The organism is Klebsiella sp. M041 (assembly GCF_059759695.1).
In genome coordinates, this window is the sequence record NZ_JCAXWU010000025.1 from 25,481 (window position 1) to 51,139 (window position 25,659).

Genomic DNA, 25,659 nt, shown 5'->3' on the forward strand with positions numbered 1-25,659 from the left:
AGCATAAGGAATAAGAAAGTGAAAGCGTACTATATACTTGGACATAACGTTGCATGGCTTAACGGTATATGCCTGATTCTTTTTGTTATTGGTGTGGTCGGTGCGCTGGCAATGGTTGCCATCCCTGAAAAATTCAATCTTCGAGTTAACAGAGGCGATACATTCATATACTGTGCGCTTATAGCGGTGGTTGGGTTTTGCGGGATGTTCGTTATCTCCATTCACTCATTTTCGATGGATGAACTTGAAGCAGGTAGACACTGGAAAAACGACTGCAAGACACTTGAAGTAAACATACCGACAGGCGCTTTTACCAGCCCTGTTAATAAACTGGACTGTGATGGCATCATCATTAATGTGCCAGGTGAGCGGTATTATGCGTATATCCATCAGTGGGAATTATACCAGACGAATAAAAAATGAAAGTAAACGTCGCGAACGCGGTTAAACACATTGTTAACTGGGCCTTTCCACTCTTTTTTTGGGGTGGTCTGCTGTATCTTGTTTACGATGATTACAGAGATAACGGTACAGCGACTGAAGAACAGTTATTAATGATTTCTCATGAAATACCCTGTGCCGGTGAGGATTTTCGAACGGCACTCCGTAATAGCCCGGGACCATTAACCCTTCACGATGCGAAGAAAATTGCCGCTAAATGTAACGAGAAACATAAACAACTTAACGCACTGAACAATGTGAACAAATGATCAGGGGATGGATATGATGCTGTTTTTTAGAAAGTATGGGTTTTTGTTTATCCCTCCAGTCTACTGGCTCATCTATCTGGGAGCCAGGCTGACATACAATGGACTGGCAGGAGAGTTTTCTCCTGATTTCCTTCAGGGTATTCGACATGAAGGCCTCTATATTATCTGTAGTCTGTGTGTCTTTTATTTTTTCTGCCTGGAGGTGGAAATTAGTGATGGGGAGTTCTCAGCGAACCTTCTGTTCCTGATTGTTTTCTTTCATGTGGTTTTGTTATTTATCACTCTGCTTATTTGTTTGTGGCAAGGGGCGATGTTGTTGGATGCGATCTTTATGGGTCAGATTATTGCATCCATGTGTTTATTGTTTTTTATTCCAGTGCTTTCCATTATAAGAAGGAGTTTCTAGTGCGGCTGTGAATATTCTTCTTGCCATTTATTACCCTTGTTATTTTGAAATGCTCTTAAAGGAACGCCCGCATGAGTAATAACATCATCGATACTGTCACCCAGGCTGTGAATTCACTGGTGTCAGCACTGAAGCTGCCCGACGAATCCGCGAAAGCCAATGACACGCTGGGCAGCATGAATTTCCCCCAGTTCAGCCGTATTCTGCCCTATAAGGATTATGATTCCGCGACCGGTCTGTTTATTAATAACAAAACCGTCGGTTTTATGTTTGAGGCGCGTCCTTTACCCGGTGCGGATAAAAGTATCGTCGCCACACTGGAGCATTTACTGCGCAGCAAACTTCCCCGGGGCGTCCCGGTCAGTTTTCATCTGGTCTCCAGCAAACTGGTCGGCAATGATATCGACTATGGTCTGCGTGAATTCCGCTGGAGTGGTAAACAGGCTAAGAAGTTTAACGCCATTACCCAGGCCTACTACCTCCGGGCAGCGGAGACGAAGTTCCCCCTGCCTCCTGATCTGGATTTGCCACTGACGCTGCGTAACTACCGCGTGTACATCTCCTGCTGCGTACCCAGGAAGAAGAACTCCACCACGCAAATTGTCGAGATGGAGAACCAGATAAAAATCCTGCGGGCGTCACTGGGCGGTGCCTATATTCCGACGCGTATCCTTGATGCTGCCGGGCTGGTCGAACTGATGCGTGAGCTGATAAACCCGGACCCGCACGAAATGTACCGCGTACCGTATAAGCTGGACCCCTATCAGGATCTGAACTATCAGTGTGTCGATGACAGCTTTGATATGCAGGTCACCGCCGGTCATCTGAAAATTGGCCGCCTGGGGCGCGACGGGAAAGAGTGCGTGACCCGGGTGACGAGCTACCATCTGGAGAGTGATCCGGAAATGGCCTTCCTCTGGACCGCTGCGGACAACTACGCCAACCTGCTTAACCCGGAGCTCTCCATTTCCTGCCCCTTTGTCATCACGCTGACGCTGATGGTGGAGGACCAGGTGAAGACCCAGAACGAAGCCAACCTGAAGTTCATGGACGTGGAGAAGAAAAGCAAAACCTCCTACGCGAAGTACTTTCCGAACGTGATAAAGGAAATGCAGGAGTGGGGCGATATCCGCCAGCGACTGTCGACCAACCAGACCTCCCTGGTGTCCTATTTCTTTAATATCACCACGTACACCGCAGACAGCACAGAGGCCTCTCTCGCCGCTGAACAGCAGGTGCTCAACAGCTACCGTAAAGGCGGTTTCCAGCTTATCCCGGCCCGCTACCATCACCTGCGTAACTTTCTGGCCATGATGCCGTTCAAGTGTGGTGAGGGTCTGTTTAAAGAGCTGCAGGCGGCAGGCGTGGTTAAGCGGGCGGAGACGTTCCAGGTGGCTAACCTCCTGCCGATCGTCGCTGACAGCCCGCTGGCGCCGGCGGGACTCCTGGCGCCCACCTACCGAAACCAGCTGGCGTTCATCGACCTGTTCTACGAGGGAATGAACAATACCAATTTCAACATGGCGGTCTGCGGGACGTCCGGGGCGGGTAAAACCGGTCTGATTCAGCCCCTCATTCGCAGTGTGCTCGACTCCGGCGGGTTTGCCTGGGTGTTCGATATGGGCGATGGCTATAAGTCCCTGTGTGAAAACATGGGGGGCGTATATCTCGATGGCGATACCCTCAAGTTTAACCCATTCGCCAACGTGCTGGATGATGCTCACTTCGACATGTCAGCAGAACGTATACGCGATCAGATGTCGGTGATGGCCAGTCCGAACGGCAACCTCGATGAAGTCCATGAAGGCCTGCTTCTGCAGGCAGTTCAGGCGGCCTGGTTAAGCAAACGTAATCAGGCACGCGTTGATGACGTAGTGCAGTTTTTACAGGACGCGAAGGACAGCGATGAATATGCTGATTCCCCGACAATCCGGGGCCGTCTGGACGAGATGATAATCCTGCTCGATCAGTACACGGTGAATGGGATCTACGGGGACTATTTCAACTCAGATAAACCAACACTCCACGATGATGCCCGGATGGTGGTACTGGAACTCGGTGGCCTGGAGTCGAGGCCCTCTCTGCTTATCGCTGTGATGTTTTCATTGATTATTTACATCGAGAACAGGATGTATCAGTCACCGCGTGGCCTGAAAAAACTGAACGTCATCGATGAAGGATGGAAGCTCCTTGATTTCAAGAATGAAAAAGTGGGGCAGTTTATCGAGAAAGGCTACCGTACCGCGCGTCGACATACCGGCGCATACATCACCATCACGCAGAACATCGTCGACTTCGACTCCCCGACCGCCTCCAGCGCCGCACGTGCAGCGTGGGGGAACTCATCGTACAAGGCCATTCTGAAGCAGTCAGCGAAGGAATTTGCCAAGTATAACCAGCTGTACCCGGATCAGTTCAGCAAGCTGGAGAAAGACATGATTAACGGCTTCGGTTCGGCCAAAGAGCAGTGGTTCTCCTCTTTTATGCTGCAGGTGGAAGCGAACTGCTCCTGGCACCGCCTGTTCGTCGACCCGCTCAGCCGGGCGATGTACTCCTCCAAAGGCCCGGATTTTGAGTACATGCAAGCTCGCCGGCAGGAGGGGGTCGATATCCACGATGCGGTATACGGACTGGCGTGCCGCAACTTTAAAGACGAAATGGCTGAGCTTGAATCCCGAATACCGGTGAATGACATGGAGGATAAACAGTGATGAAAAACAACACCGAACAACCGGTCAGTACGACCTCTCATACCTTTCGCCGGATATCTGTCATCGTTGCTCTCGTGCTTTTCGCCCTGGCAACCAGCGCGTTTCTCTCGCGCGTGGTTCTGGAGTACTCCACGCCGCGGGTGGTGGCTTTTGATATGAAGAAGACGCTCGACAGCTTTATGGACAGTGTCAGTCAGAAGCAGCTGACAGAAGCGCAGTCAAAAGCGCTCTCTGACCGGTTTAACGACGCGCTGGAGAAGAGTCTGGCGGAGTATCAGCAGCAGCATCATGTGGTCATTCTGGTTTCACCTGCCGTGGTTCAGGGCGCGCCCGATGTGACCCGCAACATCCAGCACGACATTGCCCGCCGGATGAAAGGAGAACAGTAATGATACGACTGAAAGACTGTCTGCTCTCCGCCTGCCTGGTATCGCCGCTGACTCAGGCGGCTGATCTCGGTACCTGGGGGGATTTATGGCCCGTCCGGGAGCAGGACATGCTGCAGCTCATCACGCAGCGTCTGCAGTCACTGCAATCCTCTGGCCAGTGGGACCAGACGATGGATGCGTTTAAGCAGCGGGTTATCGAGAACAGTCAGCGCCCGGCACCGGTGGAGGGCATTAAGCGTGCGGAGAAATACGAGCAGCGCTGGTTTGATCCCAGCATCCGCCTGACCGAAGACCTGAAGGACAATGAGGGGCGGGTGTTTGCCCGCAAGGGCGATGTGGTGAACCCGCTTAAAACCGTACCGTTTGTCCAGACCCTGTACTTCATCAATGGAGACGATGCCGACCAGCTGGCCTGGATGAAGCGTCAGGTGCCGGAAACCCTGATGAGCAAAATTATCCTGGTGCGTGGCAGTATCCCGGACACCTCCGCAGCGCTGGACAGCCGGATCTATTTCGACCAGAACGGCGTACTGAGCAAGCGATTTGGCCTGACGGCGGTCCCGGCGCGGATCACGCCGGCGCCATCCGGTGAACGCCTGAATATTGAGACCTTCCCTGTAAAATAAGGATGTTTCTGTGAAAACCCTGACGCTTTTCCTGAGTGCCCTGATGTTGTGGGGGTACAGCCTCAGTGCGGCTGCTGATCCCTCCTGTGAGGGCCGGTTTGTTAACCCGATCACCGATGTGTGCTGGCGCTGCATATTTCCTTTATCACTCGGCAGCGTGCAGGTTGGTAAAGGCGATCTGCCTGATACCAGCAATCCGGGTAGTCCCCTGCAGCTGTGTCCGGCGCCGCCACCGATTTTTGTTCGCCCCGGCCTGGCCATCGGGTACTGGGAGCCGATGGCCATGACGGACGTCAGCCGTTCGCCTGGCTGTATGGTCAATCTGGGGGGCTTCAGTATCAATCTCGGCAAGACCGGTATGGGGACCGCGAGAAAGGACGACAAGCAGGTGAACGGCGCTTTTTATCACGTTCACTGGTACAAGTACCCGCTGACCTACTGGCTGAACATCATCACCTCCGCAGGCTGTCTGGAAGGCGGAGACATGGATATAGCCTATCTGTCCGAGATTGACCCGACCTGGGTGGACAGCAGCCTCACCACCATTCTGAATCCGGAAGCCATCCTGTTTGCCAACCCCATCGCACAGGGGGCGTGCGCGGCTGACGCTATGGCCAGCGCGTTTCATATGCCACTCGATATTCTGTTCTGGTGTGCCGGCTCTCAGGGTTCGATGTACCCGTTTAGCGGCTGGGTAAGCAACGAGTCCAGTCCGCTGCAGTCCTCGTTACTTGTCAGCGAGCGCATGGCGTACAAGCTTCACCGGCAGGGACAAATTATGGAGAGCATCGGGAAGGACAAGGCGGTCTGCTATGAGTATCCGACCCCGATCATCCCCAAAGAGCGCTGGCGCTATCAGATGGTGAACATGTACCCGGACAGCGGCCAATGCCATCCCGTGGGGCGCAGCGTGATGCGCTGGGAGGCCGGTAAAAATCCACCCAACACCCGTAAGAACTATGGCTATCTGATGTGGCGTAAACGCAATTGTGTCTTTCTCTGACAGGAGTCTCTCATGAAATTAATGAATCTGTTTATGGTCATGCTTTTGCTGACCGGACGAGCAGTGTTGGCTGAAACCTCCTCTGTTACAGACAGAGAATGGCTGAAGCAGCAGGAGAACCTCAGCGAACAGCTGCGCCAGCATCCGGATAAACAGCTGCAGCAGGAGCTTGAGGCGCAAATCAACCGTAATCCTCTGCCCAAATCAGACCGCCAGTTTATCGATAATCTGGTCAGCCAGCAGAAAGCGGCGAATCAGGAAAAGCCAGCAGAAGGGGCGCTGTACTTTGTCTCCTTCTCGATACCTGAAGAGGGGCTGAAGCGGATGCTGCACGAAACCCGGCAGTACGGCATTCCGGCGACACTGCGTGGGCTCGTCAATAACGACATGAAGACCACCACTGACGCGGTGCTGCAGCTGGTGAAGGATGGCGTGACCGACGGAGTGCAGATCGACCCGACACTATATACGCAGTACAGCATCCGGAGTGTGCCGTCTCTGGTGGTACGGTGTCAGGCCGGGTATGACGTGGTACGCGGTAACATTCACGTCAAACAGGCGCTGGAGAAAGTGGCACAAACCGGTGACTGCGCACAGGTGGCCCGGCAGATGCTTGATGCGCCCTCGAATGCCGCCGGGAGCCAGCCATGAAAGATAAACCGTACTTCATGGCGTTACCGGAAATGGTGGGGGATGAGGGAGGGTGTAAATGAAGACGGTTATTTCCGTGCTGACCGCGCATTTTTTTGTCCTGAGCGCCTTCATCTGGCTGGCATCCCCCGCCTGCGCTGACAGTGGAAGTGACTATAAAGCCGGTTCGGATTTTGCGAAACAGGTGCAGGGCAATGGTCTGAACTCACTAAAAAATTTCAGTGGTGAGCAAAACCTGCCGGGGTATACCGACAACCCGGATCAGACAAAATACTACGGCGGCGTCACTGCCAGCGGAGACAGCTCTCTGAAAAGCGATTCAGCCCTGGAGTTCAGCCAGGGAGATACCGGCAAAACGATTACGGAGTCGTTCACGAACCGGCCACCGGATCAGATATCTCAGGATGCGCCGTTTATTCAGGCCGCAAAGGATACAGAATCCCGTGCCGACAGCATTGTCGGTGATACCGGACAGTCCTGTACCGCCCAGGTTGTGAACCGCAGCGAGTTCACAAACCATACCTGCGAACGTGATCTGCAGGTGGAAAATTTTTGCACACGGGAAGCGACCCTGAAGGATAACGCCACCACGCAGAAAGTTAACCGAACCTATCAGCAGGTGGTGACGCTGAATTATGCCCGGAGTACCCGGCAATGGAGTGGCAACCTGACGATCCCGACCAACGGTCGTCTGCTGAATGCCTCGGTGGATGGTGAGCCTCTGGTGATCCCCTGGATTGAAGAATGCGATTCCGAAGGGAAGGTGCGGGATAGCTGCAAGAGTGCAGTCAGTGAAAGCCTGACCCTCTTTGAACGAACGTTCCCCATAGATGTGATCAGCTGGCCACGTTCAGAATCGATGTGTTCAGGCGGTCAGAACACGCATTGTACGAAATATACCTATGACGGGAAGGGGAAGATTCATCAGTCGTTTGGTGTGGACAAAGCGGTTACTGCAGGGCAGAACTTTTCAGTAAGCAAAACATCACGGACCGTATCATCGGGTAGCCAGAAACCCGTACAGGTCACGGTCACCCTGGTGATGGAAGAAACCGAAACCGTCTACGCACCTGAAGTCGTCTGGGTTGAAAGCTGTCCGTTCAGTAAGGATGAAGGAAAAAAAACGGGGGAGGAATGTATCAGTCCGGGAGGAACGCGAACCATCACCCTCGGAGGCAGGGATTACTCGTTCACGGAAGCCTGCTGGAAATATAAGGATACCTGGCTCACGCAGCCGGCGGACAGCGGCTCCTGTGAAATCCTGATGAAAAATACGGCCTGTACTCTGTCATCCCGCCAGTGCGCCTTCTCCAGCGAGGAAGGCACGTGCCTGCATGAATATGCAACGTATTCCTGCGAAACCAGGACGAGTGGCAAGCAAATGATCTGCGGCGGTGATGTCTTCTGCCTTGATGGTGAATGTGACAAAGCCACGTCCGGGAAGAGCAATGACTTTGGGCAGGCGGTATCTGAGCTGGCGGCACTGGCAGCCGCGGGGAAGGACGTCGCGGCACTGAACGGGGTGGATGTCCGGGCCTTCACCGGAAAAGCGAAGTTCTGTAAGAAATTTGCTGCCGGCTTCAGTAACTGCTGCAAAGACAGCGGCTGGGGCCAGGATGTGGGGCTGGCACGCTGCAGCAGCGAGGAAAAGGCGCTGGCCAAAGCGAAAAAAGACAAGCTGACGGTCAGTATCGGGGAATTCTGCTCTAAAAAAGTTCTGGGTATTTGCCTGGAGAAAAAAAGGAGCTATTGCCAGTTCGACTCAAAACTGGCGCAGATCGTTCAGCAGCAGGGAAGAAACGGTCAGCTGCATATCGGTTTTGGCGGCGCCAGCAGTCCTGACTGTCGGGGCATTACCACCGCGGAACTCCAGGGGATTGATTTTAACAAGCTTGATTTCACCAACTTTATGGACGACCTGATGAAAAATCAAAAAATACCGGAAAACGATGTTCTCACCAATAAGACCAAGGAACGAATTAAGGAAATCATGAGTCAGCAATCCGCGCAATAAACCATGCTGACTAATAAAGAGACCGATAATCATGAAAATTAATTTTCACAAACAGCCTGCCATTGATTTTGTCCTGAGATTAACGCTGACAATAATCATTATTTCTCCGGTGATTTATTTCTCCTGGGATGCCGTCAAAGGGACGTCGGGGAATGATTATGTCGAGAGTGTGGTTTTTATTGTTGCGGTTGGTTTTTTCTGGTTCGTGAGCTATCTCTTTTTTAGTTCGCTTGCCGCGTTGTTACGGAAAAAGACGGAGGAAGAATGAAGACGGTGCGCAGGTTTAATAAGTTTAAAGATTGGTTCAGGTTAGCAGGGGTAATCCTTATTCCTGTTCTGTTGATAATTAACATGGCAACGTTATTAACGAGCGATGCTGGGTTCGTAATTGTTAGATCTTTATTGTTTATTTTTGTTCTCACGATTATAGCAAGACGATTACAGCCATAAAGACGGGCGTCACCGCTTTAATCAGCAAAACAGACAGGAGTGTTCATGGAAGAGAAAAAAGCCTACGGGCTGGTCATGGTTTTTGTCGGGGTGTTTGTCTTTTTCCTGGTCAACATTATGTCGTACAGCCTGTGGCGGGACAGACAGGTTAACGCATTTATGACCACCAACCGGGCCTGGGGGATCCAGTGCGACACTGTTTCTCAGGCCGCGTGGGTGGTCAGGGACGGGGAGCGGGTGGACCTTCAGATAAATCATCTGCCTCTGTACTGCAGCGGTTACCGCTTTGAAGCCCGTGATGATGCAGGAAAGATACAGCGCCAGCTCGATAAATACAGTGTCTATCAGCATCTGTCACGCCAGTCGCAATAATTCATAAAAGGGTATTTGCCATGCGAACAATACATGCCGCCATGCTGGCGGGATGCCTTTGCTGCGCCCTGATGCCGGCTTTCGCCAAAGACGCGGGCTGGCAGTGGTACAACGAGAAACTTAAGCCCCATGATGAGGAAAGGAAAGCCGCACCAGCGGCACCACCGCCGCAAATGGATATTCTGGAGAAACTCGCCACACTCCAGGCGGCCACCAAACGGTCGTTGTACGAAGCCATTCTGTATCCATCGTCTGAAAACTTCGTTAAGTATTTCCGGCTGCAGAACTACTGGACGCAGCAGGCAGGTTTGTTCTCGATGAGTGCGAAGAAAGCGATGCTGGAAAACCCCGAACTCGATTACAACCTGCAGCACAGCTACTACAACGGCACGGTAAAAAACCAGCTCGCTGCCGACTATGCCGAACAGCGACAGGCTATCTCCACCCTCGCACAGCACTACGGCGTGATGTTCTTCTACCGGGGCCGGGAAGCGATCGATGGCCAGCTGGTCCAGGTGATTAAAAATTTTCGCGAAACCTATGGCCTGAGCGTGATACCGGTGTCGGTTGACGGAGTGATTAACCCCATGCTGCCCGATAGCCGGACGGACCAGGGCCAGGCAGAGCAGCTTGGCGTGAAGTTCTTCCCCGCGATGATGCTGGTTAACCCGAAAAGTGGCCAGGTGAAGCCTCTCAGTTACGGCTTTATCAGTCAGGACGACCTGGCGAAACAGTTCCTCTATGTCTCCAGCGACTTTAAACCGAATTTCTAAGGAGTGTGTCATGCGAAATATTCGTTTTCCGGATTTAGATATCACCGGGATGTGGGTGCTGGCCGTGGGCGTGTTTTTCCACCTGATAGCCAGGCTTGTCAGAAAACAGCCTGAGCTGGCCGTCCAGGCCGGGGAAATCTTCGGGCTGGGTATGGTGGTGTTCGGGGGATACCGCATTCTAAACGCCCTGATTGCTGAAGCCGAAAAAGAGGAGAAACAGCCTGATGAACCTCGCTAAGACGCCGCTGGCGGCACTGGCTCTTTCCCTTGCACTGGCCGGGATGGCACATGCGGGAACGCTCGATGAGGTGAAGTCGCTCTGGGATCCGCGGGGTATCTCCGGTACTGAAACGGCCTCCCCGCAGAGCGACACTCCCCAGGCGGTGAGCGGGGCATCTCAGCCACGCTGGTTACGACTCAGCAACGGAAAGCAGGTGGACCTGCGCGACTGGAAAGTGGTGCTGTTCATGCAGGGACACTGTCCCTACTGTCATAAATTTGACCCGGTGCTGAAGCAGCTGGCCGGACAGTATGGCTTCTCCGTGTTCTCTTACACCATTGACGGACAGGGTGATGACGCGTTTCCGGAAGCGCTGCCGGCGCCTCCTGACGTGATGCAGACCTTTTTCCCCAATATCCCGGTGGCGACCCCGACTACGTTTCTGGTGAACGTAAACACGCTGGCAGCGTACCCGATCCTGCAGGGCGCCACGGATGCACAGGGCTTTATGGCCAGAGTGGATACGGTATTTCAGATGATGCATTAGCCTCTGTTATATCCGGTCTTAGCAAGTGATTAAGGAAAATAGCCATGAACAAATATATACGTTCGACGGGACTGTACGCGTTTTTATTTCCAGCAAGTTTAAAGGACTCCGGGCAGACAGCAGCCGAAAAAATTGAACAACTGAAGCCGGAATTTATCCACCGGGAAAGGCGTCTGGAAATCTATCTGGAATTATTCATTGTGTTTCTCACTGCAGGTGCTCTGCTGTTATGGATAATGAGATTTTTATTTAATATCTGCGTGGATGACTGGATAGCCAGCGGCGACCTGCGAGTAAAAGACCTGTGGAATATTATGATGTACGCCATCCCTTATGCGCTGATTGCTGTTGGGGTGGGGTTCTTTGTTGCCGGAGTGACATTAGCGATCCGCAATTTTTTCAGTTATCACCTGAAGACCCTTTTTATTCTGAGAAATGACAGAGTTAAAAAGAATGCTGTGCGTAATGGAGGACTGGATGCGAATTAAACTTCTGTCACTCTTCTGCGGTGCCGTGCTTGGCCTGTCATTTAGCGCCGCCGCCGACGTGAATGGCGATATGAACAACTTCTTCAATAAGCTGGGCTTTGCGTCCAATACCAGCCAGCCGCAGGTCTGGCAGGGACAGGCTGCGGGTTACGCCTCCGGCGGTTCGCTGTATGCCAGAACGCAGGTGAAAACGATCCAGCTGGTCAGCATGACGCTCCCTGATATTAATGCCGGCTGCGGAGGGATTGATGCCTATCTAGGGTCATTCAGCTATATCAACAGCGAGCAGCTGCAGAGGTTCGCAAAACAAATCATGAGCAACGCCGCGGGGTACTTTTTTGATCTCGCTTTGCAAACCACGGTACCGGAGATTAAAACCGCAAAGGACTTCCTTCAAAAGATGGCCACTGACATGAACAGCATGAACCTCAGTTCCTGCCAGGCTGCTCAGGGAATTGTGGGTGGCCTGTTTCCTCGTACCCAGGTCGCTCAACAAAAGGTCTGCCAGGACATTGCCGGTGAAAGCAATATCTTTTCGGACTGGGCCGCCTCGCGCCAGGGTTGTACGGTGGGCGGCAAGATGGACAGCGTCCAGGATAAGGCCAGCGATAAAGACAAAGAACGTGTGATGAAAAACATCAACATCATGTGGAATGCCTTATCGAAGAACCGGCTCTTCGACGGCAATAAGGAGCTGAAGGAATTCATCATGACGCTCACCGGTACGCTGATTTTCGGGGAGAACAGTGAAATCACGCCGCTGCCGGCACGCACCACTGACCAGGATCTGATTAGAGCCATGATGGAGGGCGGCACGGCTAAAATCTACCACTGCAATGATTCGGATAAGTGTCTTAAGGTCGTTGCTGATGCGACCGTGACCATCACTTCCAATAAAGCGCTAAAAAGCCAGATTTCCGCTTTGTTAAGCAGTATCCAGAATAAAGCAGTGGCTGATGAAAAACTGACGGATCAGGAGAAAGGGTTTATCTCCAGCACCACCATTCCGGTATTCAAATACCTGGTCGATCCGCAGATGCTCGGGGTGTCTAACTCACTTATTTACCAGCTGACGGACTATATCGGCTACGACATCCTGCTGCAGTACATTCAGGAACTTATCCAGCAGGCCCGGGCGATGATTTCAACCGGTAATTATCCCCAGTCGACAATGGATATGATCATGGAAAACCTCAATCAGGCGAGTGTCCAGATTGCCGCTTTTCAGTCCCGTGTTCAGGTTCAGCAGGACGCCTTGCTTGTGGTTGACAGACAAATGAGTTACATGCGCCAGCAGGTCTCTGCCCGCATGATGACCCGCTACCAGAATAACTATCATTTTGGGGGGAATCTGTAATGCTTGAGATATATGCCATTGCTGGCGGCGACTGGTTACGGGGCAACCTGAACGCGATTGCGGCGTTTATGGGGACCAGCACATGGTCGACTATAGAAAAGATGTGTATCGCCATCTCGGTACTCATTGTGGCGGGGAACTGGGTAAAAAAACACAACGTAATGGACCTTATTGGCTGGGTCTTTTCCCTCACCCTGGTCTCTATGCTGGTTGTCATTCGTACCCCTGTGCAGATCATCGATTACAGTAACGTTGCGCAGGTCTATGAAGTCGATAATGTGCCTATTGGTCTGGCGATTCCGGCGTCGCTGACAACACGGGTAGGAAACGCGCTTATCCAGAGTTATGAGATGGTCTTCGCTCTGCCGGACAGTGTCACGTACAGTAAAACGGGGATGTTATTTGGCAGTAATCTGGTCGCGAAAAGTACGGATTTTTTGTCACAAAATCCTCAGATTACGACGCTGTTTTCCGATTACGTACAAAACTGTGTGATGGGCGATATTTTCCTCAATCATAAGTACTCTTTTGAGGAATTACTGAATTCACCTGATCCGTATACCCTGATTTTTGCAAACCCGAGTCCACTGCGTGGCGTGTTTGACAAAAACAACCAGTTCCAGACATGCGAGGAGGCCTCACGGGATCTGAAATCGGCTCTCGCGCTGGATACTCAGACAGGCGGTAAAACCTGGAACTACTATGTTCGTCAGCTGTTTGGCGGCAAACCTAATCCCGATCTGCTTTTCAGCCAGATGATTGGCGACAGCTACAATTACTTCTACAGCTCGGGACAGAGCGCCGGGCAGATTATCCGCCAGAACGTCACGATGAACGCCCTGCGCAGTGGGATCCAGAGTTATGCGGCCCGCAGCGGGGACACCGCCAGTCTGGTCAATATGGCTAACACATCATCCCTTGAAAAGCAGCGGCTGGCACAGGCCACAATGGGGCACCAGGCGCTTCGCACACTTCCGCTGATGCAGACCGTTATCATGGGGATAATGATTGGGATGTTCCCGATCATGGTGATGGCCGCCATGTTTAATATGATGACGCTGCAGGTGCTAAAGGGGTATGTGTTTGCGCTTATCTGGCTGCAGACGTGGCCATTACTGTTCGCCATCCTGAACAGCGCAATGGCCTACTATGCGAAGCAAAATGGCGTCCCAGTCGTTCTCTCTGAGTTGTCGCAGGTTCAGCTCAAAAACTCGGATATTGCGACCACCGCGGGCTATATTGCCGTGATGATACCGCCTTTGTCGTGGGGGATCGTGAAGAGCATGGGAGCAGCCTTCTCCAGTGCCTACAGCCATTTTTCTTCATCGGGTCTCAGTGCAACATCGCAGGCTGCCTCCGGCGTGGTGGACGGCAATTACTCGTTTGCCAACATGCAGATGGAGAACGTCAGCGGCTACAGCTGGGGTACCAACAGCACAACCAGTTTCGGACAGATGTCGCGGCAGCTGGCGAATGGAGGCATGAGCACGCAGACGCGGGATGGCTCGATGGTCTGGGACAGTGGTGGTGCAATGTCAAAACTGCCGGTGGATATCAACGTCGGTCGTCAGATAGCCAGTGCGCAGCAACAGATGGCCCGTGAGTCTGATGTCCAGGCCGAAAGTGCGCTGCATGTCTATAACAGCAGCGTGACAAGTGCCTGGAATAGTCTGCAGCAATTTGGCACCAATAAAGGGAACAGTGCATCAACAACGACCGGGGCCGATACTACCGAGTCTTCGCAGGATTCGATGGCCAGAAGCAAGATGATGAATGCTGTAGATTCGTATGCTAAAGCTAACCATATTAGCCGTGATGAAGCATTCGGCCAGCTTATGGACAAGTCAGTGAGAGGTGATGTTTCTGGCGAGGCTTATGTAGGAGCCAGAGGTGGTGTTGGATTCGAGCTCTTTGGTAATGGCGGTAAAGCTGAATTCGGTGGGAGGATGTCGGCGAGAGGGACAGCAAGTTCTGGATCTCAAGACAATACTACTGAGTCAGGACGCCAATCTAATGCTGACAATCATGATACCAGCAGTCAGGCAGTTAAAGACTTCAGAGAGTCTTCTGATTACTTCATCAACCAGAAATCAAGCCAGTCTGGAAACATCACTGATAACAATGCATCTTCTCGGGTTGATCAATTTTCCGCCTCTTTGGCCAGTGCGAAAAATAGCTATGACCAGTACACGACGAGCAAAACACGTAGCCATGAGTATAGTGAGATGGCCTCACGAACAGAAAGCATGAGCGGCCAGATGAACGAAAACCTGACTCAACAATTTGCTAATTTCGTACAGAAAAATGCCCCACAAAATGCTGAAGCTATTCTTACTGACACGTCTTCACCTGAAATCGCTGCCCAAAGGGAGCAACTGGCTCGTGAATTTGTGAAACAACAGGTTGAACCTAAAGTTGATGAGGCGTACCAGGAGGGCAGAAGAAACATTGGCGCAAATATGCCATCAGTTTCTGAAGGTAAAGGAAGCGGTACAGTATATGCGGACTACAACTCTCACGGTGATAGTATCGATGAGATGACCAAAAATGCAGGTATCAAAAATGATGTTCACCAATCGGTTGAACACATGGTTAGCGAAAACCAGCAAGCTCATAAGGATAGGCAAGATAGCATACATAAGCAGGAGGATGATGTTCAGAATGAACACACTCGTCTGGAAAACCACCATAATTTGGAAGGAAATAAATTTGAGAAAGAATACAATGACAAAAAGGCTGAACAGAGAGCACTTCCTGGAGCGGATACAAGAGACGAACTCCTAGCTAAGGCCCAGGAATTTGAGCGGAAGCATAAGCCCTAACTAAGGGGGGAGGAAAGTAAAATATGAAAATGATTGCTTTGCTACTTATTCAGGGTATATCGTGCCTATTAGCAGGATGGCGAGTATCAGAGACTATTTTTATAGTTGTAGCATCCGCGATGTGGTTGTTGGTGTTCAAATATGTTTTCATTAAAGTTGGTGCGAAAACAAAACGCCCAGTGCCTGATGTTAATAATCTTTATCTTGTTCTGACCGGAGTCTGTTGTATTGTTAATCCCATTGCCTGTTTGATAAGTATTGTTTTATACCCACTTTGGATTATGAATAAAGCACTAAAGTTTGCATCTGTGAAATTTAGTAATGATAATGAAAGTGCATTCGAAAATGGGATCGGCAGGAATTATGTCGGGAGAACACAATCATTGACAACCTTACCATACAAGGAAATGCTCTCCGAGCGGGAGTTTATGAGTTATCAGCTTGAGCATTGTTCTGACGGTTCAGTCAACCTCGACCAACCTAATAGTACATGTAGCAGTGCTATGGGGCCATATGGAAATGAGATATCTATAAATACCCATGATATTAATCCTGCGAGTGGGCTTCCTATGATTGAAAATGTAGACGTTGCAGGAAACGTGTATGGTATAGATCGGAATCATTAACAAATGATTAAGTCAATTTGACCACTAAAACTCAGCAGCGAGAGTGGCTGGTTTTAAAAAATGCCCCCCTCAAATTTGGCCTATCAATTATGGTGGTTAGTTGGTAGGCTAAAAATACATATACGAAATTATTAGTGCATTAATTTTAATAAATTTCCACTCAAATAAAAAGTTGGATATAGTAACTGCGCATTCTGGATGCAGAAATGGAATGTGTATGTCTCATAATGATTATGGCACAAGAAATTTGTATGCAATTAAATAAATTGATGACTGTTATGGTTGTCAGCTCTGCGCTGGCGTTGTCTGGATGTAGTGCAATGGGAACCGCTATTAAAAAGAGAAATCTGGAAGTAAAAACCCAGATGAGCGAAACAATCTGGCTGGAACCTTCAAATAATAAGACGGTTTATCTGCAAATCAAAAATACCTCTGATAAGGATATGAGTGGCCTGCAGGCAAAAATTGCCAGCGCCGTCACTTCAAAGGGATATCAGGTCGTCAGTAACCCGGATACGGCGGGCTACTGGATCCAGGCGAACGTGCTCAAGGCCGATAAAATGGACCTTCGTGAGTCTCAGGGCTGGTTAAGCCGGGGTTATGAAGGCGCAGTGACTGGCGCCGCGCTTGGGGCAGGGATTACCGCTTACAACTCCAGTTCTGCAGGGGCGACTCTGGGTGTAGGACTTGCAGCCGGTCTGGTTGGTATGGCTGCTGACGCGATGGTGGAAGATGTGAACTACACCATGATCACCGATGTTCAGATCGCGGAAAGAACCAAAACTCAGGTTCAGACTGATAACGTGGCCGTATTACGTCAGGGAACATCCGGCGCAAAAGTGCAGACAAGTACTGAAACGGGTAATCAGCACAAATACCAGACTCGCGTCGTCTCTAACGCTAATAAAGTTAACCTCAAGTTCCCTGAAGCCCAGCCTGTTCTTGAAGACCAGCTGGCAAAATCGATCGCTAATATTCTGTAAGCTTTCTATTCCACGGCCCGGTCCCCGGGCCATACTGGGATCCCCTTTCTGGTGTGTCATAATTAATTCGTCAAATAATCTATGAATTCCAGATCTGAACGGTGAACAGTTGCGCAATTTATTTGTGCATCTGTGAGGCGTTGCCGCCTTCGGCGGAATCTTTTCGTCTTTATTTGAATAGAGGTTATTTATGGCAATATCTGAACCTGTCAGGTCTCTTGAAACACATAAACTGATACCTGGCGATATTTATCCACACCCTGCTATGGGGGAGGCTTATTCCCTGCAACCCCGTGAGGTCTGTTTTCGCTGATTAATTTGTCCTTCCGACCCTAATAATTTACTGACGGATTAGTGCCATGAGTTTCAATGCCAAAGATATGACGCAGGGCGGTCAGATCGCCAATATGCGCTTTCGCATGTTTGGTCAGATTGCCAATATTATTTTCTACGTGCTGTTTATTTTATTCTGGGTACTGTGCGGGCTGATGCTGATGTATAGGCTTAGCTGGCAAACCTTTGTGAACGGCTGCGTATACTGGTGGTGTACGACGCTGGGTCCGATGCGCGATATTATTCGTTCCCAGCCGGTATACACCATTCAGTATTACGGTCAGTCGCTGGAATATACCTCAGAACAAATCCTGGCCGATAAATATACTATCTGGTGCGGAGAGCAGCTGTGGACCAGTTTCGTCTTTGCTGCCGTGGTTTCTCTTGTTATCTGTATCGTGACGTTCTTCATCGCCAGCTGGGTGCTGGGCCGCCAGGGGAAACAGCAGAGTGAGGATGAGAATACCGGCGGGCGCCAGCTTTCCGATAAGCCCAAAGAAGTGGCCCGCCAGATGAAGCGTGATGGTATGGCCTCTGATATTAAAATTGGCGATCTGCCTATTCTTAAAAACTCCGAAATCCAGAACTTCTGCCTCCACGGTACCGTGGGTTCCGGTAAATCAGAAGTGATCCGCCGGCTACTGAACTACGTGCGTGCACGTGGCGATATGGCCATCATTTATGATCGCTCCTGTGAGTTCGTCAAAAGCTATTATGACCCGTCACTGGATAAAATCCTCAACCCGCTGGATTCGCGCTGCGCGGCCTGGGATTTGTGGAAAGAGTGCCTGACGCTGCCGGACTTCGACAACATCTCCAACACCCTTATCCCGATGGGTACCAAAGAAGACCCGTTCTGGCAGGGCTCCGGTCGCACTATCTTTGCCGAAGGCGCGTACCTGATGCGTGAAGACAAGGATCGCAGCTACGAGAAGCTGGTCGATACCATGCTGTCCATTAAAATCGACAAGCTGCGCGCCTATCTGCAGAACACGCCGGCAGCGAACCTGGTTGAAGAGAAAATTGAGAAAACGGCCATCTCCATTCGTGCCGTGCTGACCAACTACGTCAAGGCTATTCGCTACCTGCAGGGCATTGAGAAGAACGGCGAGCCGTTCACTATCCGGGACTGGATGCGCGGTGTCCGTGAGGACCGACCCAATGGCTGGCTGTTTATCTCCTCCAACGCTGACACCCATGCTTCCCTGAAGCCGGTTATCTCGATGTGGCTGTCAATTGCTATCCGCGGCCTGCTGGCGATGGGGGAGAACCGTAACCGGCGCGTGTGGATTTTCGCCGACGAGCTCCCCACGCTGCACAAGCTGCCGGACCTGGTCGAAATCCTCCCGGAGGCGCGTAAATTTGGTGGTTGTTATGTGTTCGGTATTCAGTCCTATGCCCAGCTGGAAGATATCTATGGCGTCAAGCCTGCCGCCACGCTCTTTGACGTGATGAACACCCGGGCCTTCTTCCGCTCCCCGAGTAAGGAGATTGCGGAGTTTGCTGCCGGTGAAATTGGTGAGAAGGAAATCCTCAAGGCCAGCGAGCAGTATTCTTACGGTGCTGACCCGGTGCGTGATGGTGTATCGACCGGGAAAGAAAAAGAGCGGGAAACGCTGGTCAGTTACTCCGATATTCAGACGCTGCCTGACCTGTCCTGCTATGTCACGCTGCCCGGGCCGTATCCGGCCGTGAAACTGGCCCTCAAATACAAACCGCGTCCGAAAATTGCCGAGGGATTTATTCCTCGCACTCTCGATGCGCGGGTGGATGCGCGGCTCAGTGCGTTGCTTGAAGCGCGGGAAGCTGAAGGCAGTCTTGCCAGGGCACTTTTCACGCCGGATGCGCCGGCATCCGGGCCCGCTGATACAAACAGTCACGCCGGTGAACAACCTGAGCCGGTCAGTCAGCCTGCGCCAGCAGACATAACAGTATCTCCGGCACCGGTAAAAGCGCCGCCGACAACGAAGATGCCGGCAGAGGAACCTTCCGTCAGATCAACGGAGCCTTCCGCCCTGCGGCTCACGACCGTACCGTTGATCAAGCCAAAAGCAGCCGCTGCTGCCGCTGCAGCCGCAACAGTATCCTCTGCCGGTACCCCTGCTGCAGCTGCAGGCGGGACAGAACAGGAGCTGGCGCAGCAGTCTGCGGAACAGGGACAGGACATGCTGCCGGCCGGCATGAACGAGGACGGTGTCATCGAGGACATGCAGGCGTATGACGCCTGGCTGGCAGATGAGCAGACACAGCGGGATATGCAGCGGCGTGAAGAGGTCAATATCAACCACAGCCACCGCCACGATGAACAGGATAATGTCGAGATTGGGGGGAACTTCTGATGATGTCGATTGGCTCCGTTAAATCGGCGGGCAGTGCCGGTAATTACTATACGGATAAGGATAATTACTACGTCATAGGGAGCATGGACGAACGCTGGCAGGGTAAGGGGGCTGAGGCGCTGGGGATCGACGGGAAAGCCGTGGATAAGGCGCTGTTTACGGAACTGCTGAAAGGGAAGCTGCCGGATGGCAGCGACCTGACCCGGATACAGGACGGCGCCAACAGGCACCGGCCCGGTTATGACCTGACCTTCTCGGCCCCCAAAAGCGTGTCGGTCATGGCGATGCTGGGCGGCGATAAACGCCTTATCGATGCCCACAACCAGGCGGTAACCGAAGCGGTGCGGCAACTGGAGACGCTGGCCGCGACCCGTGTCATGACGGACGGTAAAAGCGAAACGGTGCTGACCGGAAATCTGATTGTGGCGAAATTCAACCACGACACGAACCGTAACCAGGAACCTCAGATACACACCCATGCCGTCGTCATTAACGCCACGCAGAACGGGGACAAATGGCAGTCTCTCGGCACAGATAAGATCGGTAAAACAGGTTTTATCGAGAACGTGTACGCGAACCAGATAGCGTTCGGGAAGCTTTACCGGGAGGCGTTCAAACCCCTGGTTGAGAAGCTTGGCTATGAGACGGAAGTCGTGGGCAAACACGGGATGTGGGAGATGAAAGGGGTCCCTGTGGAACCCTTCTCCACCCGGTCTCAGGAGGTCAGGGAGGCTGCAGGACCCGATGCCTCCCTGAAGTCACGGGATGTGGCCGCGCTCGATACCCGCAAGTCGAAAGAAGCCATCGATCCGGCAGAGAAGATGGTGGAGTGGATGAACACGCTGAAGGAGACCGGGTTTGACATCCGGGGGTACCGTGAGGCCGCCGATGCGCGAGCCGCAGAGCTGGCCCGTGCACCTGCCGCGCCGGTGAACACTGACGGTCCGGATATCACGGATGTGGTGACGAAAGCGATTGCCGGTCTCAGCGACCGCAAGGTGCAATTCACGTATGCCGACCTGCTGGCACGCACGGTCGGCCAGCTGGAGGCGAAGGACGGTGTGTTTGATCTGGCGAGAAAGGGCATCGATGCCGCCATTGAACGGGAGCAGCTTATCCCTCTCGATCGCGAGAAAGGCCTGTTCACCTCAAACATCCACGTTCTCGATGAACTCGCCGTCAAAGCCCTGAGTCAGGAGGTACAGCGCCAGAATCATGTCTCCGTCACGCCCGATGCGTCTGTGGTGCGCCAGGTCCCTTTCAGCGATGCCGTCAGCGTGCTGGCGCAGGATCGCCTGGTAATGGGTATTGTTTCCGGTCAGGGCGGTGCAACCGGCCAGCGGGAGCGGGTGGCCGAGTTAACCCTGATGGCCCGGGAGCAGGGGCGTGACGTCCATATCCTGGCGGCCGATAACCGCTCACGTGATTTTCTCGCCGGTGATGTGCGTCTGGCCGGGGAAACGGTGACCGGTAAATCCGCCCTGCAGGACGGGACGGCGTTTATTCCGGGCGGAACACTCATCGTGGATCAGGCGGAGAAGCTGAGCCTGAAGGAAACGATTTCCCTGCTCGATGGCGCGATGCGCCATAACGTGCAGGTCCTGCTCTCAGACAGCGGGAAGCGCAGCGGGACCGGCAGTGCGCTGACGGTGCTGAAGGACAGCGGCGTGAATACGTATCGCTGGCAGGGGGGCCAACAGACCACAGCCGACATCATCAGTGAACCGGATAAAGGAGCACGCTACAGCCGGCTGGCACAGGAGTTTGCCGTCAGCGTACGTGAAGGGCAGGAAAGCGTGGCCCAAATCAGCGGGACGCGTGAACAGAGCGTACTCAACGGCCTTATCCGTGACTCCCTCAGACAGGAGGGGGTGCTGGGTGAGAAAGACACGACCATTACAGCCCTGACGCCGGTGTGGCTGGACAGTAAAAGCCGGGGCGTGCGGGATTATTACCGGGAGGGGATGGTGATGGAACGCTGGGATCCGGAGAACCGGACGCACGATCGCTTTGTCATTGACCGGGTGACCGCGAGCAGCAATATGCTGACCCTGAAAGACCGGGATGGGGTCCGTCTGGATCTGAAGGTTTCCGCGGTCGACAGCCAGTGGACGCTGTTCCGGGCAGATACACTGCCGGTGGCAGAGGGGGAACGTCTGGCGGTGCTCGGGAAGATACCGGACACACGCCTGAAGGGCGGGGAAAGCATCACGGTGATGAAAGTGGAGGAAGGGCAGCTGACGGTACAGCGGCCGGGGCAGAAAACCACGCAGACCCTGGCCGTGGGCGCGGGCGTGTTTGACGGTATTAAAATCGGCCACGGCTGGGTGGAAAGTCCCGGCAGGTCGGTTAGCGAGACGGCAACGGTCTTTGCGTCGGTGACGCAGCGTGAGCTGGATAACGCCACCCTCAACCAGCTGGCGCAGAGCGGAAGTCATCTCCGGCTGTACTCGGCCCAGGATGCGGCGCGTACGACGGAGAAGCTGTCGCGGCATACCGCGTTCAGCGTGGTCTCAGAGCAGCTGAAGTCCCGATCCGGCGAGACGGACCTGGATGCGGCCATTGCGCAGCAGAAGGCCGGGCTGCATACCCCGGCAGAACAGGCCATTCACCTGGCCATCCCGCTGCTTGAGAGCCAGGACCTGACCTTCTCCCGGCCCCAGCTGCTGGCGACGGCAATGGAAACCGGGGGCGGGAAGGTTTCGATGGCGGACATCGACACGACCATCCAGGCACAAATCAGGTCGGGGCAGTTGCTGAATGTACCGGTGGCGCACGGCTACGGCAATGACCTGCTGATTTCCCGTCAGACCTGGGACGCCGAAAAAAGCATCCTGACCCACGTGCTGGAAGGTAAAGACGCGGTGGCCCCCCTGATGGACCGCGTGCCGGCCAGTCTGATGACGGACCTGACCGCCGGACAGCGGGCGGCGACCCGGATGATTCTGGAAAGCACGGACCGCTTCACGGTGGTTCAGGGGTATGCCGGGGTGGGGAAAACCACCCAGTTCCGGGCAGTCATGAGTGCCATCAGTCTGCTGCCGGAAGAGACCCGTCCGCGCGTCATCGGTCTGGCGCCGACGTATCGCGCGGTCGGGGAAATGCAGAGTGCTGGCGTGGATGCGCGCACGACGGCATCGTTCCTCCACGACACGCAGCTGCTGCAGCGCAATGGCCAGACACCCGATTTCAGCAACACCCTGTTCCTGCTCGACGAGAGCTCAATGGTGGGGCTGGCCGATATGGCAAAAGCCCACTCCCTCATCGTCGCCGGCGGTGGACGGGCGGTGTCCAGTGGGGATAACGACCAGCTGCAGCCCATCGCGCCGGGCCAGCCGTTCAGGTTGATGCAGCAGCGCAGCGCCGCCGACGTTGCCATCATGAAAGAGATTGTACGTCAGATGCCTGAGCTGCGACCGGCGGTCTACAGCCTGATTGAGCGGGATGTGCACCGCGCCCTGACCACCATCGAGCAGGTCACGCCGGAGCAGGTGCCGAGAAAAGAAGGCTCATGGGCGCCGGGCAGTTCTGTGGTGGAATTCACGCCAAAGCAGGAAAAGGCGATAGAAAAGGCGCTGAGCGAGGGGAAAACCCTGCCGGAAGGTCAGCCCGCGACGCTCTACGAGGCGCTGGTGAAGGACTATACCGGACGGACCCCGGAGGCACAGTCGCAGACGCTGGTGATCACCCATCTGAATAAGGACCGGCTGGCGCTGAACAGTCTGATCCATGACGCACGGCGGGAGAACGGGGAAACCGGCAAAGAGGAAATCACCCTGCCGGTGCTGGTCACGAGTAACATCCGTGACGGTGAACTGCGCAAACTGTCGACCTGGACGGCTCACAAGGAGGCGGTGGCGCTGGTTGATAACGTATACCACCGTATCAGCAAGGTGGATAAGGATAATCAGCTGATCACCCTGACAGACAGTGAAGGAAAGGAGCGATTTATCTCACCCCGGGAGGCATCGGCAGAAGGCGTCACGCTCTATCGTCAGGAAAAGATCACCGTGTCTCAGGGGGACCGAATGCGCTTCAGCAAAAGTGACCCGGAGCGCGGCTATGTGGCCAACAGTATCTGGGAAGTGCAGTTTGTTTCGGGTGACAGTGTCACGCTGTCTGATGGCAAAATCACCCGTACGCTGACCCCGAAGGCGGAGCAGGCACAGCAGCATATCGACCTCGCCTACGCCATCACCGCCCACGGTGCCCAGGGGGCCAGCGAACCGTATGCCATCGCGCTGGAAGGGGTGGCCGGTGGTCGGGAACAGATGGCCAGCTTTGAGTCTGCCTATGTGGCTTTATCCCGCATGAAACAGCATGTTCAGGTCTACACCGACAACCGTGAGGGCTGGATAAAGGCCATCAAGAATTCACCTGAGAAAGCGACGGCGCACGATATTCTTGAACCCCGTAACGACCGGGCGGTGAAAACAGCCGATCTGCTGTTCGGGCGGGCAAGGCCACTGGATGAAACCGCCGCGGGCCGGGCAGCCCTGCAGCAGTCCGGTCTGGCACAGGGAAGTTCACCAGGAAAATTCATTTCTCCGGGGAAAAAGTACCCTCAGCCGCATGTGGCGCTGCCGGCATTTGATAAAAACGGGAAAGCCGCCGGTATCTGGCTCAGCCCGCTGACCGATCGGGACGGACGGCTGGAGGCTATCGGCGGAGAGGGACGAATTATGGGCAATGAAGACGCCCGGTTCGTGGCGCTGCAGAACAGCCGCAACGGAGAAAGCCTGCTGGCCGGGAATATGGGGGAGGGCGTCAGAATGGCCCGCGACAATCCCGATACGGGGGTGGTGGTGCGGCTGGCCGGTGATGACCGCCCCTGGAACCCCGGGGCCATGACCGGTGGGCGGGTATGGGCTGAACCGGCGCCGGTGGCTCCGGTACCGCAGGCCGGGGCTGACATTATCCTCCCGCCAGAGGTACTGGCACAGCGGGCGGCAGAAGAACAGCAGCGCCGGGAAATGGAAAAAAAGGCGGAACAGACTGCCCGGGAAATGGCCGGGGAGGCGCGTAAAGCCGGCGAGCCGGCGGACCGGGTGAAAGAGGTTATCGGGGACGTCATTCGCGGACTGGAGCGTGACCGGCCGGGTACGGAGAAAACGACGCTACCGGATGATCCTCAGTTCCGGCGCCAGGAGGAGGCGATTCAACAGGTGGCCTCAGAACGTCTGCAGCGTGAGCGTCTGCAGGCTGTGGAGCGGGACATGGTTCGTGACCTTAACCGCGAGAAAACCCTCGGGGGCGACTGACGCGCCTGCGGCTTGTCTGCTCCGGCAGCCTCCCCGATTAAAATCGGGCAGTCTGCCGGAGCGCTAAAAGGAAAAAAACATGAGAGCACAACACACATTTCCAGGTGCGACAGACCGCTGGCTTCATCGCCTGCTGACCTGGGCACCGGGACAAACGGATATGATTAAAACGGTCGCACTGGTACTGATGGTGACTGACCACACCGGCTTACTGCTGGCCGGAAACAATGAAGTGATGCGCCTGCTGGGACGGGGCTGTTTTCCGCTGTTCGGTCTGGCATGGGGAATGAATCTGGCCCGGCACGCGGAAATACGCCAGTCGCAGCTGAACAGCCTGTGGGGCTGGGCGCTGGTCGCCCAGGTGTCGTTTATGCTCATCGGGTACCCGTGGTATTCCGGGAATATTCTGTTTGCCTTTGCCGTCACGGGCCAGGTCCTGCGGTGGGTCAGCCAGCCGTCCTGGTATTAGGGGTCGGTTCCGGCTGAGGGCGAAATGACACCCTAAGCGTTAGCTCTGTGTCGTTGCACGATGTCAGCGACGGTATTCTTGCTGATACCGAGCTCGCGTGCGATCCAGC

The 25,659-nt window shown here is 53.8% G+C and carries 22 protein-coding genes and 1 pseudogene; all 23 read left to right on the forward strand.

The features are described from left to right. The first annotated feature begins 18 nt into the window (after positions 1-18). Positions 19-423: a hypothetical protein gene (locus tag AC6CWS_RS23615; protein WP_023307543.1), complete on the forward strand. Its 405-nt coding sequence runs from the start codon at positions 19-21 to the stop codon at positions 421-423. After that, positions 420-710, forward strand: coding sequence for a hypothetical protein (locus tag AC6CWS_RS23620; protein ID WP_023307542.1), 291 nt, complete (start codon positions 420-422; stop codon positions 708-710). Before AC6CWS_RS23615 ends, AC6CWS_RS23620 begins: the two co-directional genes overlap by 4 nt. 7 nt (positions 711-717) lie before the next feature. Beyond that, positions 718-1,116, forward strand: coding sequence for a hypothetical protein (locus AC6CWS_RS23625; protein WP_072158599.1), 399 nt, complete (start codon positions 718-720; stop codon positions 1,114-1,116). Between the two features lie 71 nt (positions 1,117-1,187). Next, a complete protein-coding gene (gene traC, locus AC6CWS_RS23630) occupies positions 1,188-3,827 on the forward strand; it encodes a type IV secretion system protein TraC (protein WP_016528865.1) in 2,640 nt (879 codons plus the stop codon). Beyond that, positions 3,827-4,216, forward strand: coding sequence for a type-F conjugative transfer system protein TrbI (trbI, locus tag AC6CWS_RS23635; protein ID WP_004152591.1), 390 nt, complete (start codon positions 3,827-3,829; stop codon positions 4,214-4,216). The genes traC and trbI overlap by 1 nt, the downstream gene beginning before the upstream one ends. After that, positions 4,216-4,842, forward strand: a complete 627-nt coding sequence (traW, locus tag AC6CWS_RS23640; RefSeq protein ID WP_023307538.1) for a type-F conjugative transfer system protein TraW — start codon at positions 4,216-4,218, stop codon at positions 4,840-4,842. The genes trbI and traW overlap by 1 nt, the downstream gene beginning before the upstream one ends. 43 nt (positions 4,843-4,885) lie before the next feature. After that, positions 4,886-5,845 (forward strand): conjugal transfer pilus assembly protein TraU, encoded by a 960-nt coding sequence (gene traU, locus AC6CWS_RS23645; protein WP_249108283.1) that lies wholly within the window; start codon positions 4,886-4,888, stop codon positions 5,843-5,845. A 12-nt stretch (positions 5,846-5,857) separates the two neighbouring features. Further along, positions 5,858-6,496, forward strand: a complete 639-nt coding sequence (gene trbC, locus AC6CWS_RS23650; protein ID WP_015065635.1) for a type-F conjugative transfer system pilin assembly protein TrbC — start codon at positions 5,858-5,860, stop codon at positions 6,494-6,496. Positions 6,497-6,554: 58 nt separating this feature from the next. Continuing rightward, entirely contained in the window at positions 6,555-8,510 is a 1,956-nt protein-coding gene (gene traN / locus AC6CWS_RS23655) for a type-F conjugative transfer system mating-pair stabilization protein TraN (protein ID WP_023307537.1), read from the forward strand. A gap of 31 nt (positions 8,511-8,541) precedes the next feature. After that, positions 8,542-8,778, forward strand: coding sequence for a conjugal transfer protein TrbE (gene trbE, locus AC6CWS_RS23660; RefSeq protein ID WP_032436746.1), 237 nt, complete (start codon positions 8,542-8,544; stop codon positions 8,776-8,778). Then, positions 8,775-8,960: a hypothetical protein gene (locus AC6CWS_RS23665; protein WP_032436745.1), complete on the forward strand. Its 186-nt coding sequence runs from the start codon at positions 8,775-8,777 to the stop codon at positions 8,958-8,960. The genes trbE and AC6CWS_RS23665 overlap by 4 nt, the downstream gene beginning before the upstream one ends. Before the next feature lie 45 nt (positions 8,961-9,005). Next, positions 9,006-9,332: a hypothetical protein gene (locus AC6CWS_RS23670; RefSeq protein WP_032436744.1), complete on the forward strand. Its 327-nt coding sequence runs from the start codon at positions 9,006-9,008 to the stop codon at positions 9,330-9,332. A 20-nt stretch (positions 9,333-9,352) separates the two neighbouring features. Continuing rightward, entirely contained in the window at positions 9,353-10,105 is a 753-nt protein-coding gene (gene traF, locus AC6CWS_RS23675; protein ID WP_015065637.1) for a type-F conjugative transfer system pilin assembly protein TraF, read from the forward strand. Between the two features lie 10 nt (positions 10,106-10,115). After that, positions 10,116-10,343, forward strand: a complete 228-nt coding sequence (gene traQ / locus AC6CWS_RS23680) for a type-F conjugative transfer system pilin chaperone TraQ (protein WP_114506536.1) — start codon at positions 10,116-10,118, stop codon at positions 10,341-10,343. Continuing rightward, entirely contained in the window at positions 10,330-10,872 is a 543-nt protein-coding gene (trbB, locus tag AC6CWS_RS23685; protein WP_013054815.1) for a type-F conjugative transfer system pilin assembly thiol-disulfide isomerase TrbB, read from the forward strand. Before traQ ends, trbB begins: the two co-directional genes overlap by 14 nt. A gap of 44 nt (positions 10,873-10,916) precedes the next feature. Further along, on the forward strand, positions 10,917-11,360 hold the full coding sequence (trbF, locus tag AC6CWS_RS23690) for an F-type conjugal transfer protein TrbF (protein WP_015065638.1): 444 nt from the start codon (positions 10,917-10,919) through the stop codon (positions 11,358-11,360). Continuing rightward, positions 11,338-12,717: a conjugal transfer pilus assembly protein TraH gene (gene traH / locus AC6CWS_RS23695; RefSeq protein ID WP_011977731.1), complete on the forward strand. Its 1,380-nt coding sequence runs from the start codon at positions 11,338-11,340 to the stop codon at positions 12,715-12,717. The genes trbF and traH overlap by 23 nt, the downstream gene beginning before the upstream one ends. Beyond that, the gene (traG, locus tag AC6CWS_RS23700; protein WP_498256447.1) at positions 12,717-15,539 is read left to right on the forward strand and encodes a conjugal transfer mating-pair stabilization protein TraG; all 2,823 of its coding nucleotides are present in this window, start codon (positions 12,717-12,719) and stop codon (positions 15,537-15,539) included. Before traH ends, traG begins: the two co-directional genes overlap by 1 nt. Before the next feature lie 23 nt (positions 15,540-15,562). After that, on the forward strand, positions 15,563-16,165 hold the full coding sequence (gene traS, locus AC6CWS_RS23705; RefSeq protein WP_023280878.1) for a conjugative transfer entry exclusion protein TraS: 603 nt from the start codon (positions 15,563-15,565) through the stop codon (positions 16,163-16,165). Between the two features lie 251 nt (positions 16,166-16,416). After that, entirely contained in the window at positions 16,417-17,148 is a 732-nt protein-coding gene (gene traT, locus AC6CWS_RS23710) for a conjugal transfer complement resistance protein TraT (protein ID WP_032415736.1), read from the forward strand. Between the two features lie 359 nt (positions 17,149-17,507). Further along, positions 17,508-19,820 carry a type IV conjugative transfer system coupling protein TraD gene (gene traD, locus AC6CWS_RS23715; protein ID WP_095835928.1) on the forward strand — a complete coding sequence of 771 codons (2,313 nt, stop codon included), beginning with the start codon at positions 17,508-17,510 and terminating at the stop codon, positions 19,818-19,820. Continuing rightward, a complete protein-coding gene (gene traI / locus AC6CWS_RS23720) occupies positions 19,820-25,081 on the forward strand; it encodes a conjugative transfer relaxase/helicase TraI (protein ID WP_114506537.1) in 5,262 nt (1,753 codons plus the stop codon). The genes traD and traI overlap by 1 nt, the downstream gene beginning before the upstream one ends. 79 nt (positions 25,082-25,160) lie before the next feature. After that, positions 25,161-25,547: pseudogene (gene traX / locus AC6CWS_RS23725) on the forward strand (type-F conjugative transfer system pilin acetylase TraX); the annotation flags it as partial. Between the last annotated feature and the right edge of the window lie 112 nt (positions 25,548-25,659).